11 protein-coding genes are annotated in these 13,958 nt (G+C 74.1%); 8 read left to right on the top strand and 3 right to left on the bottom strand.

What is annotated here, in order from left to right:
• Positions 1-97: 97 nt before the first annotated feature.
• Complete coding sequence (locus tag AB0B97_RS30455) at positions 98-1,258, bottom strand: hypothetical protein (protein ID WP_357498631.1); 1,161 nt, start codon at positions 1,256-1,258, stop codon at positions 98-100.
• A gap of 626 nt (positions 1,259-1,884) precedes the next feature.
• On the opposite strand from AB0B97_RS30455, the gene AB0B97_RS30460 reads away from it, so the two are divergent.
• Both AB0B97_RS30460 and AB0B97_RS30465 read left to right on the top strand, forming a co-directional pair.
• Positions 1,885-3,600, top strand: coding sequence for a hypothetical protein (locus AB0B97_RS30460; RefSeq protein WP_357498633.1), 1,716 nt, complete (start codon positions 1,885-1,887; stop codon positions 3,598-3,600).
• Entirely contained in the window at positions 3,600-5,408 is a 1,809-nt protein-coding gene (locus tag AB0B97_RS30465) for a hypothetical protein (protein ID WP_357498532.1), read from the top strand. Before AB0B97_RS30460 ends, AB0B97_RS30465 begins: the two co-directional genes overlap by 1 nt.
• On the opposite strand, the gene AB0B97_RS30470 is transcribed toward AB0B97_RS30465, so the two are convergent.
• Entirely contained in the window at positions 5,405-7,318 is a 1,914-nt protein-coding gene (locus AB0B97_RS30470; protein WP_357498635.1) for a hypothetical protein, read from the bottom strand. The genes AB0B97_RS30465 and AB0B97_RS30470 overlap by 4 nt on opposite strands.
• A 98-nt stretch (positions 7,319-7,416) precedes the next feature.
• On the opposite strand from AB0B97_RS30470, the gene AB0B97_RS30475 reads away from it, so the two are divergent.
• The 6 genes from AB0B97_RS30475 (at position 7,417) to AB0B97_RS30500 (ending at position 12,940) form a co-directional block, all read left to right on the top strand.
• Positions 7,417-8,709 carry a PQQ-binding-like beta-propeller repeat protein gene (locus AB0B97_RS30475; RefSeq protein WP_234590818.1) on the top strand — a complete coding sequence of 431 codons (1,293 nt, stop codon included), beginning with the start codon at positions 7,417-7,419 and terminating at the stop codon, positions 8,707-8,709.
• Entirely contained in the window at positions 8,706-10,001 is a 1,296-nt protein-coding gene (locus tag AB0B97_RS30480; RefSeq protein ID WP_357498534.1) for a PQQ-binding-like beta-propeller repeat protein, read from the top strand. The genes AB0B97_RS30475 and AB0B97_RS30480 overlap by 4 nt, the downstream gene beginning before the upstream one ends.
• Positions 10,002-10,087: 86 nt before the next feature.
• Positions 10,088-10,756, top strand: a complete 669-nt coding sequence (locus AB0B97_RS30485) for a response regulator transcription factor (RefSeq protein WP_039907546.1) — start codon at positions 10,088-10,090, stop codon at positions 10,754-10,756.
• Entirely contained in the window at positions 10,753-11,934 is a 1,182-nt protein-coding gene (locus tag AB0B97_RS30490; protein ID WP_357498536.1) for a HAMP domain-containing sensor histidine kinase, read from the top strand. The genes AB0B97_RS30485 and AB0B97_RS30490 overlap by 4 nt, the downstream gene beginning before the upstream one ends.
• A gap of 164 nt (positions 11,935-12,098) precedes the next feature.
• Positions 12,099-12,521, top strand: a complete 423-nt coding sequence (locus AB0B97_RS30495; RefSeq protein ID WP_357498538.1) for a VOC family protein — start codon at positions 12,099-12,101, stop codon at positions 12,519-12,521.
• Entirely contained in the window at positions 12,518-12,940 is a 423-nt protein-coding gene (locus tag AB0B97_RS30500) for a VOC family protein (RefSeq protein ID WP_234590807.1), read from the top strand. The genes AB0B97_RS30495 and AB0B97_RS30500 overlap by 4 nt, the downstream gene beginning before the upstream one ends.
• Before the next feature lie 67 nt (positions 12,941-13,007).
• Here AB0B97_RS30500 and AB0B97_RS30505 read toward each other — a convergent pair whose 3' ends face one another.
• A complete protein-coding gene (locus AB0B97_RS30505) occupies positions 13,008-13,793 on the bottom strand; it encodes a hypothetical protein (RefSeq protein WP_357498540.1) in 786 nt (261 codons plus the stop codon).
• Positions 13,794-13,958: the final 165 nt, after the last annotated feature.

Consider the following 13,958-nt stretch of genomic DNA (forward strand, 5'->3'; position numbering starts at 1 on the left):
CCGGTCGATCATGGAGTTGTGGTCCCTCGCAAAAGGGGTGAATAAGTATTCAACGCCCACCACCAGTTCATGATCGACCGGTTGGGGGGTGTGGGGGTTAGCGGGGGCGGGGGCTTACCGAGCGGTAGTGGGTCTTGTCGGTGTTGGCCAGGCTGTAGGTCTGGGTGCTGTCCGGCTCGGGGACGACCACCAGGCCGGGACGCTCCACCAGCAGCGGGGTGCCCGGCGGCACCGAGAGGGAGCTGTCCCGGGTGGCCCGCCAGCTGAGCACCACCAGGGGCTGGCCGGGCACCGGCAGCTGGTACGTCTGCAACGGCGTGGCCCGGTCGGCCGGCGAGACCACCGGCGCGCTCCCGTCTGCCGGCCGGTAGACGACAGCGGTCATCATGCCGGCGTCGGTGTCCCAGCTGAGCTGCTGCAACTCGGCCGGCTCGCCACCGCCCAGAGCCACCTCGCCGAGTGAGCGGACCGAGAGCTTCGCCATCGGCCAGGAGGTCGGCACCGACTTCGGCGCGTCCCGGTCGCCGATCCGGCGCGGGATGCTGCCGAACGGGCCCCGCTCGCCGGCCAGCACGCAGGTGTCCAGGCCGGTGAGCGCCCGCCGGCCCGCGCCGGACTCGTCACGGATCAGCGGATAGCGCGGGTCGGTCGTGCCGGTGCCCAGGTCGAGCAGCCGGTCGGCGGCCCGCCCACGGGGCAGCGACTCGGTGGCCCGCAGGGTCGCCGTCACGCCGACCGCCGTGCAGGCCGGCACGTCGACCGGGGCGCTGAGGCCGTCGGCGACGGTCAGCGCCCGGCCCTGCGGGCCGAGCAACTGCTGCACGCGGGCGGAGACCAGATAGCGCCGACCACCGGCCGTCTGCACCGGCAGCACGTCGGAGTAGACCAGGTAGCCGGGGTCGGTGTACTCGGTGGCGCGGGCGATCGCGTACCGGCCGCCGTCGCCGGCGAGTTGCAGCAGCCAGGACGCGCTCTCGCCGGGTACGTCGGCCGCGACCAGGGCCACCGGCGCCCCGTCGACCCGGCCCGAGAAGAGGATGCCGGACGAGGGCAGGTGCGCCCGGTCGTCGGCCGGTGAGCGCCAGTCGCGGACGGCCCTGGTGACCGCCGCCGTCGCCGCCGCGTCACCGGCCAGGTCGCCCCGGGGCGGCCACACGGCAAGCGTGCCGTCGAGGCTGTCGTACCCCACCCGCAGGTCGCGGGGCGTGCGCTCCGCGACGGGACCGCACGCGGTGGCGGTCAACAGCGCGGTCAGCAGGACGCTGAGCGCCCTGCCGTGCCGGCGGCCCGGAGTCACCTGATCCGCCCCCGATCGCCTCGCCGTCGTTGTGGGAAAGCGCCATAGTACGAGATGTCCGACGCGACGCCGCCGCTGGCCGGTCCCGCACCCACCACAATGGACGTCACCGGGGCTTTAGTGCCTTTTCGCCGCTCGGGTAGACTCCGCCGACTGTGACGCCTGCCGAGTCCCGCGCCCTGTCCGCGCCGCACCCGGAGGCGGCCGGCCCCGACGAGACAGTGAGCCACCACACTCCCACCGCTTCCCGGGCCACGGCCGTCGGCGCTCCCGGCGGCACCGCTGCTCCGGCCTCCCATGCCGGCGCCCGCGTACGCACCGTTGGGCGCGAGCCCGAGCCCGCCACGACGGCGGTCGCCGCCGCGCCGGCCGAAGCCCCACCGGCAGCGCCGGCCGAGGCCCCGCCAGCGCCGGCCGAGGCCTCACCGGCGGTCGAGACCCCGCCAGCGCCGCCCGCCACTGCCACCCCGGCCGGCGTACCCGTCGAGGTCGCCCCGGCCGGCGTACCTGCCCAGGGCGACGGCGACGAGGGGACCGCCGGGCCGCGCCGGCGTCGGTGGGCCCGCTGGACCCGGCGACGGCAGCACCTGGCGGTCGGCGCGCTGTTCCTGCTCGCCGCGCTCTGGGTGACCAGCCGGATCTGGCTGGACCCGGCCGGGCGGGTGGCGTCGCTCTACACCGGAGACCCGGCCCAGGTGCAGTTCTTCCTCGCCCACTCGGTGCGAGTGGTGCTGCACGGCGAGTACCCGTTCTACACCGAGCAGTTCAACTATCCCGACGGCGTCAACCTGATGGCCAACACGGCGGTGCTGGCGCTGGGCATCCCGATGGTGCCGGTGACCCTGCTGTTCGGGCCGGCGGTGTCCTTCGTGGTGCTGGTGACGCTCGGCCTCGCCGGCACCGCGATGGCGTGGTATCTCATGCTCCGCCGCCACGTCGTGCGTACGCCGCTCGCCGCCGCGGCGGGCGGCTGGTTCTGCGGGTTCTCCCCGGCGATGCTCTCGCACGCCAGTTGGCACCCCAACATCATCAGTCAGTTCCTGCTGCCGTTCATCGTCTGGCGGGTGCTGGTGCTCACCCGCTCGCGCCGGCCGGTCCTCGACGGCGCCCTGCTGGCCCTGCTCGTCACCGCCCAGGCGTTCATCAACGAGGAGATCCTGCTCTTCACGGCGCTGGCCTGCGGGATCTTCCTGCTCGCGGTGGTGGCGCAGGAACCGGCCCGCTGGCGGGCGGCGTGGCGACCGCTGGCCGCCGGCCTGGCCGCGTGCGCGCTGCTGGCCGGGGCGCTGCTGGCGTACCCGCTGTACGTGCAGTTCGCCGGGCCGATGGCGTACCACGGGCTCAGCGACGCCGTGCAGGACTACGGCAACGACATCGCCGCCTTCTTCGCCCCCGGCTCGGCCACCCTCGGCGGCAACCAGCGGGCCAACGTCAACCTGGCCCCGAACTACTCCGAGGAGAACGCCTTCTTCGGGTGGAGCCTGTCGCTGCTCGCCGTCGCCGTAGTGGTGTGGCTGCGTCGGGAGATGGTCGTGCGGGCGCTCGCCGCGACCGGTGGCTTCTTCGCCCTGCTCTCCCTCGGCGAGCGGATCTCCTGGTGGGACCGCGAGCTCCTCACCGGGCCGTGGGAACTGCTGGTGCACCTGCCCCTGCTGGACGCGGTCGTGCCGACCCGGTTCGGCCTGATCACCACGGTGGTCATCGGTCTGCTGCTCGCGCTCGCCGTCGAGCGGGCCTGGGCGCTGCGCCCGGCCGACCGGCGTACCGTCCGGACGCTCACCGCCGCCGGCCTGGCGTTCGCGCTGCTGCCGATCGCCCCGATGCCGCTGCGGATGGTCTCCCGGCCGCCGGTGCCGGAGTTCATCACCGCCGACCGCTGGCGGCAGTACGTCGGCCCGGACCAGACGCTCGTGCCGATCCCGGTGCCCAGCATGGGCAACACGCACGGCATGCGCTGGGCGGCGGCCACCAACCTCGACTTCAAGATCCCGGGTGGCTACTTCCTCGCCCCCCGCAACGGCAACACCGGTGACCCCGGTCGGTTCGGCGGCCGGCCCAGCGGGGTGGGCCAGCTGCTGGAGGAGGTCGCGACCACCGGCCGGACCCCCAAGCTGGACGACCGGCAGCGTCGGCGCTTCACCGACGAGCTGCGGCACTGGCACGCGGCGATCCTGGTGCTGCCGGTCCGTCAGCAGCACGTCGAACCGCTGCGGCGTACCGTCGAGGAGCTGGTCGGCCCCGGCCGACAGGAGCTGGACGTCTGGGTGTGGGACGTTCGGACGCTTACCGACCGCTCGGTCTGATGTCCACGGGAACGACGTCGTCGCCGGCGGAGACGGCGGCAGCGACGCTCGGTCCGCCGACCGCGCGCCGACCCCGGCCGGCGTGGCTCCCGGACGCGGTGGTCATCGCCGGCTACCTGGGGCTCGCGGTGCTGCTGACCAGCACCCAGTGGGGCCGCCCCGGCCGGCTGTTCCACCAGGCCGGCGACCAGGTGCTCTTCGAGTGGATGCTGGCCCACGCGGCGCACGCCGTCGTCGCGGGGGAGAACCCGCTCTACAGCACCGCCCTGAACGCGCCCGACGGCGTCAACCTGATGGCGAACACCTCGGTGCTCGGCCTCGGTGTCCCGCTGGCCCCGGTCACGCTGCTGTTCGGCTCGCAGGCGGCGTTCTGCGTGGCGGTGGTCTGCTGCCTCGCCGGCACCGCCACAGCCTGGTACGCGCTGCTGCGCCGTCGACTGGTCACCGCCCGCTGCGCGGCGGCGCTCGGGGGCCTGGTCTGTGGCTTCGCCCCCGGCATGATCGCCCAGGCCGGGGCGCATCTGCACGTGGCCGCCCAGTTCCTGCTACCGGCGATCCTCGCCCTGGTGTTCCGTCCCGGGTCGGGCCCGCGCGGGGTGTGGCGGCCCGGCGTTGGCCTCGGGCTGCTGCTCGTGTGGCAGGTGTTCATCGGCGAGGAGGTGCTCGTCTTCCTGGCGCTCGCCGCCGGGGTGTTCGCGCTCGGCTACGCCCTCGCCGACCGGGCCGCGGCCCGCCGGCTCGCGCCGACCCTGCTCGGCCGGCTCGCGGTGGCGGCCGTGGTGGCGGTGACGCTGCTGGCGTACCCCCTGTGGTTCCAGTTCCACGGGCCGCAGCACTACACCGGAATGGCGTTCGCCGCGCACGGCTTCCAGCTCGACGCCGCGTCGTTCACCGCGTCGGCCCGGCAGACCGTGCTCGGTGACGACTGGCTACCGGGGCTGCTCGCACCGAACCCCACCGAGGAGAACTCGTTCTTCGGCCCCGGCCTGCTGGTGCTCGCCGTGGTCACCGTGATCTGGCTGTGGCGACGGCCGCTGGTCCGCGCGCTGGCCGGCTGCGGCATCGTCTTCGCCCTGCTGTCGCTCGGCACCGACCTGCGGGTGGACGGCAACGCCACAGGCGTCGCGGGGCCGTACCGGCTGGTCGCGGGGCTGCCGCTGCTCGACCTCGCGGTGCCGGCTCGGTTCGCGCTGGTCTGTGTGCCGGTGCTGGGTGTCCTGGTGGCGCTCTTCGTGGACCGGGTGCGGGCGGCCCGCCGGTCACCGACCGTGCCGGGCCTGCCGGTACGACTGCTGGGGGCGGGCGCGGTGGCCGCCGCGCTGCTGCCGCTGACGCCGACGCCGATCCGGGCGGTGCCGGTCGCGCCGGTGCCGGGGTTCGTCGCCGACGGCGGGTGGCGGCAGCTGGTGCCTCCGGGGCGGACCGTGGTGGCGGTGCCCCCGGTGACCGGCGCCGCGCTGAGCCCGGTGATGCTCTGGTCGGCCCGCACCGGCCTGGCGTTCCGCGCCCCGGGCGGGTACTTCATCGGACCGAGCGGCCCGGACGACCCGGCGGCCCGCTGGGGCGCCCCGGACCTACCGACAGCCGTGCTGCTGCGCCGGGTCGCCGAGACCGGCGCGGTGCCGGTGCTCACCGAGGCCGACCGCGGTCAGGCCGTCGACGACCTGCGGCACTGGCGGGCCGCCGTGGTGGTGCTCGGCCGGTCGACGCACGACGAACCGGTCCGCCGGACCGTCGAGGAACTGCTCGGCCCCGGCCGCCCGGTCGACGGCGGGTGGGCGTGGGACGTCCGGACGTTGGTCGGCTAGCGCTGATCCACAAGCGCGCGGACGTCCCAGACCCAGACGTCGTCGACGCGCTGCGGTGGCCCGATCAGGGCGGTGACCAGTTCGCGCAGCACCGCCTCGCGCGGGTGGGCGCCGAGCACCACCACCGACGCCCGCCAGAACCGGAGGTCCTCGACGGCCTGGCGGCGGTTCTCGTCGGTGAGGACGGGGACCGCTCCGGCGTCCATCGTGGAGTAGATGAGGCTGCTGGTGGGCCGGTTCGGTGCGCCGAAGACGCCCTCGCCCAGCTCGTTGGGGCCGATGAAGTAGCCGCCCGGGACGGGGAACTCCTGCCCGGTCAGGGCACTCCAGCGCAGCGTGGGCAGGCCGTGCACGTTGCTCGGGATCGGCACCGGCACGAGGGTCCGGCCCTGGGGCACGTACGGCCGCCAGCCGCCGGCGGTGATGAAGTGCGGCGGCGGGTCGATCTGCTGGGCGGGCAGCGGCCGGGGGAAGAGCGGCAGCAGGGCGAGGGTGACCGCCGCGTACCCCAGTGGGCGCAGCCACCGGCGTCGCGTCGCGACCGGCGCGGTGGCGCCCTGGTCGTCGGACGTCGCCGCCTCTGCGGCGGTCGCCGGCTCTGCGGCGCGCGGGGCCGGCACGCGGGCCGGCGCGGCCACCGGACGGCCGTGGCGGGCCGCGGCGTCCCAGGTCAGCGCCAGCAGTACGCCCACCGCGGCGGCGACCACCAGGGTCAACCGGGTCGGCATCATCATCTCGACCAGGGGCAGATCGTCCGGCACGTACGACCAGGGGCCGCGCACCCCGGTCTCCACCCCGTCGAAGCGCACCTTTGGCCCGATCGAGGCCACCGTGAAGACCACGATCAGCACCGCGACGATCCGGGCGGCCAGCGAACGGCGCACCAGCAGCACGAGGGCCACCACCGAGAGCAGCACCAGCGGCCAACCGAACCAGGTGTTCTGCTCGGTCATGCCGATCGTCTGCTCGACCGCCGGATCGCCCGCCCAGGTGTCGCGGGCGAAGGTCACGAAGGCGACCAGGTCCTCGCCCCAGTTGTGGAAGACGCCACCCTGCAACCCACGGTAGGACTGCGGACCGTTGAACTGGAACCAGATCGGGTACGCCGCCAGCAGCAGGGCCAGCCCACCGGCGACGCCCAGCCCGGCCAGGAACGTCCCGGCCGCGGCGCGCGTCGCCCGTGGCCGCTGCACCGCGTACGCCAGCACGACGACCAGGCAGGCCAGCGCGGTGAGCAGCAGCATCTCCTCGTTGATGAAGATCTGGTAGGTCACCAGCACCCCGAGCACCAGCCCGTTGCGCCGCCACCGGCCCGGCTCGCCCATCCGCAGCACCCGCACCACGATCAACGGCAGCAGGAAGTTGGACACGAAGTTGGGCTGGCCGTTGGCGTGGTGGATGATGCCCGGCGCGAAGCCGAGGAACGCGCCGCCGACGAAGGCCGCCGCCCGGGAGCGCACCAGGTGCCGCGAGAGCATCCAGTAGGCGGTGCCGGCGGTGGCCGCCAGCGCGCCACCCAGGTAGAGCGCGTACGTGACCTGGGGGCCGACCAGCATCGTCAGTGGCGACAGCGGCAGGGTCACCCCGAGCAGCGAGGTGTTGGCCATCATGTTCACCCCGTCCGGGGCGTTCTGCCGGGCCGTGAACAGCGGGTTCTCCAGGTGCCGCACCGAGTACGCGCCGTGCGCGAACAGCCACTCGAACCAGCTGTGGTCGGTGGGCAGGTGCGAGGACACCCGACCGGTCACGTCCCCCCAGTAGTGGAGGCAGACGAAGACGCCCAGCACCACATAGGCTCCGAGGGCCAACAGGTCGGCTCGGGCCGGACGGCGTCGAGGTCGCCGTGTCGGCTCGACCTCGGCCAGTTCGGCGTCGGTCACGGGATTCAACGAGGGGTCTACCACCGGCACAGCCACGACGCGCCATCGTACAGGCGAGGATGCGTCGCTTTTGCCGGGCCGGTACGCCCCCGGCCGGTTTGCCGGGCCCCCGGCCGACCCCGCCGGTGATGGAGGGACCATCTTTGTCGATCATCGAGCTGGGCGAGGTCCGGGACGAGCCCGAATCGCGGCCGACGGTCCGTCGACCGCGCGCCGCCGGCCGCCGGCTGCGCAGCTCGGCGGTGCTGCTGCTGGCCCTCGTCACGCTGGCCGGCGCGACCCCGGTGCGGCAACGGATCGTGACGTCGGTGCCGGCCTCGCCGGGCGCCTCGGTGTACCTCACCGAGGACGCCGTCGTCGTTGTCGACACGTCGACCCCCGTCGGCGACAGGTACCTGACCGCGTACAGCCGTCCCGGGCCGAGGGTCGGGGACACCGTGCGGCGCCGGTGGCGCGCACCGCTGGAACGCAGCGGTGACTTCCTGGCGGTCTGGGCCGACCGCGGGATGCTGCTGGCGGTGGGTGCCAGCACCGCTGACGGGGTGCTGGAGACCACCGCCTTCGACGCCGGGACGGGTCAGCGGCGCTGGCGCCAGCCGGGGATCGCCCAGCGAACGGCCGACGGGGGCCTGCTCCTCGCGAACGACCTGGGCGACGGGCCGGGCACGGTGACCCGGGTGGCGCCCGACACCGGCCGGGTGCTCTGGTCGGTGCCCATCGCGTCCGGCAGCCCCGCTTACCACGGACCGGTCAACCAGGTCGACCAGATCGTGTTCGTCCAGCCGACCGGCGAGCTGCAGGTGTACGACGCCGGCAGCGGCGACCTGGTGGGCAGTGTGGACACGTTGCCCGGCGCCCGGTCGGCGTTCCAGCGGGTGCAGGTGGTGGACGACCTCGTGCTGCTCGTTCCGCCCGGCAGCACCGGGCTGGTCGCCTTCCGGCTGCCCGGACTGGAGCCGGTGTGGACGTCCTCGCTGCCGCTGGTGGCCTGGGCGGTGCCGTGCGCAGATCTGCTCTGCACCGTCCAGCAGACCGGCGCCATCCAGGCCATCGACCCCGCCACCGGCGCCGTTCGCTGGTCGGACCCCGGGCCGGACACATTGGTCGACGTCCGGCGGGACATGCTGCTGGTGACCACGCCCGAGCAGCGGTACGCGGTGCGGGACGCCCGGACCGGACGGGAACGCGCGGAGCTGGGCCGGTGGCAGCTGGTGGACCAGCTGCGCCGCGACGACCCGCTGATCGGCGTACGGCCGACCCCCGACGGCCGGCTCGTCGTCGCCGAGCTGGACCTCACCGCCGGCCGGACGCGACTCCTGGACGTGCTCCCGGGCGTGGTCGGCGGGTGCCAGGTGGCGCTGCCCGTCCTGCTCTGCCGCCGCCTCGACGGCTCGAGCGCCCTGTGGCGGTTGTCCCGGTGAGCGGTCCGGTGATCGACCTCGGGGAGCTGCGGCACGGGCCGGACCCCGACCCGATCCGGCTGCCCCGCCCGCCGCTGGCGCGGCAACGGCCCCTGCGCTGCGCGCTGGTTCTGCTGCTGGTGCTCGCCGGCCTCGCCGGTTCGGGGCCGTTCAACAGGCGCGAGGTGCTGACGCTGCCGGCAGAGCTCGGCGCCGAGGCGCTGGTCACCGACGACCTCTTCGTCCTCGTCGAGCCGCTCGGCGGGACGGGGCAGCGGCGGCTCACCGCGACCCGGCTGCCCGGCGGCGAGCCGGCGTGGCAGGTGCCGTTGCCGACCGAGGGCCGGTACTGGGGGGTCGCGCAGCAGGGCGAGACGCTGCTGGTCACCGGCCACGAGGTCGGCCCGGACAATCAGGGGACGCTCACGATCGCGCTGGACCGCCGGACCGGAACGTACCGCTGGCAGCAGCCCGGCAACGCCGCCGCGCTTCCCGACGGCAACCTCCTCATGTGGTCCACCGCCGGTGACGACCAGGGGGACACCCTGCGCGGGGTCGACCTGTGCTGCGGGACGGTGCGCTGGCAGCTGCCGATCAGCCCCGGCGGCATGTTCGTCCTCCGCGACGGCGAGCACGGGGTGGACCGCCTGCTCGTCGTCCGCCTGCGCGGGTCGACCGAGGTCCGCGACCCGACCACCGGCGCGGTGCTAGCCCGCGCTGACCTCGACGCCGGCGGGGGTGCGTCCGGCGTGTCGGTGCAACTGGCGGACGACCTGCTGCTCACCATCGGTGGCGCGACGGCCACGACCACCGCGTACGGGCTCGACGACCTGCGCCAGCGGTGGCGCGTGCCTGCCGGCGAGGCGCTGTACGCGTCGGACTGCGGCGTCGTCATCTGCGTGCAGACCCGTTCCGGCGGGCTGCGGGCGCTCGACGCCGCCACCGGTCGGGACCTCTGGGCGAGCGACCGCTGGGGGTGGGTCTGGCCCTACGCCGGTCGGCTGGTGGCCACCACGGTGAGCAGCGCCGGGCCGGGTGCGGAGGAGATCGTCGTGCTCGACCCACCGACCGGCCGGGTGCTGGCCGAGCTGGGTCGGTGGGAGCTGGCGCAGTTCGCCCGCGGCGGCCCGCTGATCGGCGTACGCCGCCATCCCGACGGGGGTCTGCTCGTCGCCGAGCTGGACGTCACCGGTGGCCGGGCCCGGACGCTCGACGTGTTGCGGGACGCGACCGGGGACTGTCAGGCCCTCACCGGGCGGCTGCTCTGCCGGCGGCGCGACAACGCGTACGGGCTGTGGCGGTTGCCCCGCTGACCACCGGCGGGGTCGGTCCGGGCGGCGAGGGAGGATTGTTGCCCGCCGGCACTAGGTTGTCGGTGGTCAGCAGCGAGGAGGCCGGGATGCGGGTACTGGTGGTGGAGGACGAACGCAACCTCGCCGACGCGATCGCGCGCGGGCTGCGCAAGCGGGGCATGGCGGTGGACGTGGCGTACGACGGCGACGCCGGCCACGAGGCGGCGTTCGTCACCCGGTACGACGTGGTGGTGCTCGACCGCGACCTGCCCGGCGTGCACGGCGACCAGATCTGCGCCGACCTCGCCGCCTCCGGGGCGCTGACCCGGGTGCTGATGCTGACCGCGAGCGGCACCGTGGCTGACCGGGTGGAGGGGTTGCAGCTCGGGGCGGACGACTACCTGCCCAAGCCGTTCGCGTTCGACGAATTGGTCGCCCGGGTGCAGGCGCTGGGTCGGCGGGCCACCCCCGCCGCGCCGCCGGTTCTCGAACTGGCGGACCTGGTGCTGGACCCGGCCCGCCGGGTCGCGACCCGCGCCGGTGTGCCGATGGACCTGACGAACAAGGAGTTCGGCGTGCTCAGTGAGCTGCTCAAGGCCCGGGGCGCGGTGGTGTCCAGCGAGGAGTTGTTGGAGCGGGTGTGGGACGCCAACACCGACCCGTTCACCACCATCGTCCGGGTGACGGTCATGACGCTGCGCCGCAAGCTCGGCGACCCGCCGTTGATCGAGACGGTGGTGGGGGCGGGTTACCGCACGGCCGAGGTCCTGCCGTGAGCCGGCCGGGGCGGTTGCGACCCACCCTGCGGTTGCGGCTGACGCTGCTCAACGGGGTGCTGCTGGTCGGCGCTGGCGCGATCCTGGTGCTGCTGGCCTGGCTGCTGGTCCGGGACGCGCTGCGGCCCACCGACGAGCTGCTGCCCGGCACGACGGTGGTGCTCTCCGACGGTGGGCGGATGGACGCCGCCCAGTGGCAGCGGGAGCTGGTCGACGCCGCCTCCGGGGAGCTGCTGGCCAAGGGCCTGGTCGCGCTGTTGGCGATCAGCGTGGTCGGGGTGGCCGGCGCGTACGCCGTGGCCGGCCGGGCGCTGCGACCCCTGCACCAGGTCACCGCGACCGCACAGCGACTCGGTGAGGCGACGCTGGACCAGCGGATCGGCTACTCGGGCGCGGACGACGAGGTCGCCGAGTTGGCCAAGACGTTCGACGCGATGCTGGACCGGATCGCGTCCGCGTTCGAGGCGCAGAAGCGCTTCGTGGCCAACGCCTCGCACGAGCTGCGGACCCCGCTCGCCGTCATGCGGACCGAGATCGACGTGACGCTCAGCGACGACGACGCGGACGCCGCCGAGTACCGCCGGATGGCGACAGTCGTCCGGGACGCCTCGGAGCGGGCGAACAGCCTGGTGGACGCCCTGCTGGTGCTGGCCCGCAGCGAGGCGCAGGCCGGGCGGCGCCTTGGCCGGCGCACCGAGTGCGACCTCGCGGCGGGCACCGCCAACGCGCTGTCCGCGATGCGCCGCGAGGTCGAGCGGATCGGCCTGCGCGTGCAGACGTCGCTGGAATCCGCGCCGGTGGTCGGCGATCCGGGTCTGCTCGACCGGCTGGCCGGCAACCTGATCGAGAACGCCGTCCGCTACAACCACCTGCACGGTCGGCTCTGGGTGCGTACCGGCACCGACGGCGACCGCTCGTGGCTGGTCGTGGGCAACACCGGGTTCGAGGTCGACCAGGCCGACGTGCCCGGGCTGTTCGAGCCGTTCCGGCGCGGCGGCCGGGAACGCACCGGGGCGCGCGGCTCCGGCCTGGGCCTGTCCATCGTCCGGGCGGTCTGCCAGGCGCACGGCGGCACCGTCCGGGTGATCGCCCAGCCCGGCGGCGGCCTGGAGGTGACCGTCACCCTGCCGACCGCGGACGCCCCGGCGGTGACCGGCCCGGTGCCCGCTGCCGGCTGAGCGGTCGGCGCGGCCGCGAGGGTTGCGGACGGCGCTCGCCCGATGGCAAGATCACCCACGTCAGCTCGAGAGCGAAAGGGGGTGCGTCGATGTCCACCAATCAGGGCTCCGCACCCCGGGTCTTCGCCGGCTGACCCCGGGCAGCGGAGCGTCCCCATCCGACCATGGAGGGACCACCCGTGTATCCACGGATCCGCAACATCAGTTTCGACTGCCACGACACGTACTCCCTGGCCGGCTTCTGGTCGGCGGTGCTCGGCTACGCCCGGCACGGCGAGGACGCCCCGGGTGATCCGGAGGCGGTCCTGCTGCCGCCGGACGAGGCCACCCCGAACCTGTTCTTCCAGGCGGTGCCCGACGACAAGGTGACCAAGAACCGGCAGCACATCTGCCTGGAACCTGTCGACCGGACCCGCGACGAGGAGATCGAGCGGGTGCTCGGCCTCGGCGCCACGATGGTCGCCGACCGTCGGCATGCCGACGGCACGGGCTGGGCGGTGCTCGCCGACCCGGAGGGCAACGAGTTCTGCGTGCTGCGCAGCGCCAGGGAACGTGTCGTCACCACCACTTCGGAGGACCAACAGTGAGTTCGACGATCCACAACATCAGCTTCGACTGTCGCGACACGTACGCCCTGGCCGGCTTCTGGTCGCAGGTCTTCGACTGCCCCCGGCAGCCCGACGACTTCCCGGGCGACCCGGAGGCGATGCTGCTGCCGCCGGGCGGGCCGGAGGTGCTGTTCATCGCCGTGCCCGAGGGCAAGGCGGTGAAGAATCGACTGCACCTGGACCTGGAGCCGGCCGACCGATCGCGGGCCGACGAGGTCGAGCGGCTGCTCGGCATCGGCGCGGTGCACGTCGCCGACCAGATCCGCCCGGACGGCTCGGGCTGGGTGGTGCTCGCCGACCCGGAGGGCAACGAGTTCTGCGTGCTGCGCAGCGCGGCCGAGCGGGCCGCGTCACCGGCTGTCGTCGCGGCGACGGGTGACGCCGAACCGGTCTCCTGAGCGATCGGTGCGGTACGGCAGGGGCCCCGATCACCCTGAGGTGGCCGGGGCCCCGGTCGTGCACGGGTCAGGAGCGCTGCTCGATCTGACCCCGGATGGTGACGAACTCGGCCTTCGTCTCCTCGGCCGACTTGAAGTACATGACCACCAGGCCCACGCTGCCCCGGTCGGCCCAGACGCAGACGCCGAGCGGCACACCCTCGGTCTTGCCGTCGCCGCAGCGCGCGTCACCGCCCAGCGGGCCCGCCTCGACCACCGCCATGTTGGTCACCGACAGCTCGCTGGAGAGCCCGGTGACGGCCTCGTCCAGTTCCTTCTTCGGGTCGGCCATCACGCCGGACACCGCCGTGACCATGATCAGGTCCTGCTTGGCCGGGTCACCGTAGAACGCGCCGATCGTGCTGGTCTCGTTCTGCACCTCGGCCTTCATTGAGGTGACCATCTGGTCGGCGACCGACTGCAACTGCGGGTCGGTGTTCTTCGCCCGGCCGGCGAGGGTGGCCGGCGCGACCACCCGGGTCTTGGTGGCGTCGACGACGTCGCCCACCTCGTCCTTGACCGCGAACCAGGTGATCGCCGCGCCGCCGAGGCAGAGCACGAGCACCACGGCCAGCACGATCAGGATGATCTTGCCGACGTTCGACTTCTTCGCCGGCGGCGGGCCGCCGAACTGGTTCGGGTCGCCGTACGGCTGGCCCGGCTGAGCCGGCCCGAAGCCCTGCTGCGGCGGCGGCCAACCGCCGGGCTGCTGCGGCTGGCCCGGCTGCTGCGGCACGGCCGGCTGGCCCGGCTGCTGCGGCGGGTGAGGGGAATCGTGCGGCGGGCCGAAGGGGTTGGCCGGCGGCTGGGACATCAGTCAGCTCCAGGATGGGTGTGCAAAGCGCGTGATCGTAACCCGGCGACCGCCCCGGCGTTGCCTCAGCCCAGGCCCGGCACACGCCGTGGCCGGCCACCAACGAGCGCGGTGGCCGGCCCGGTCCACGAGGGACGGTCCGGCCACCGCGACGGTGGTGCGGGG

The sequence above is a fragment of the Micromonospora sp. NPDC049004 genome, assembly GCF_040649315.1.
Classification (GTDB): domain Bacteria; phylum Actinomycetota; class Actinomycetes; order Mycobacteriales; family Micromonosporaceae; genus Micromonospora.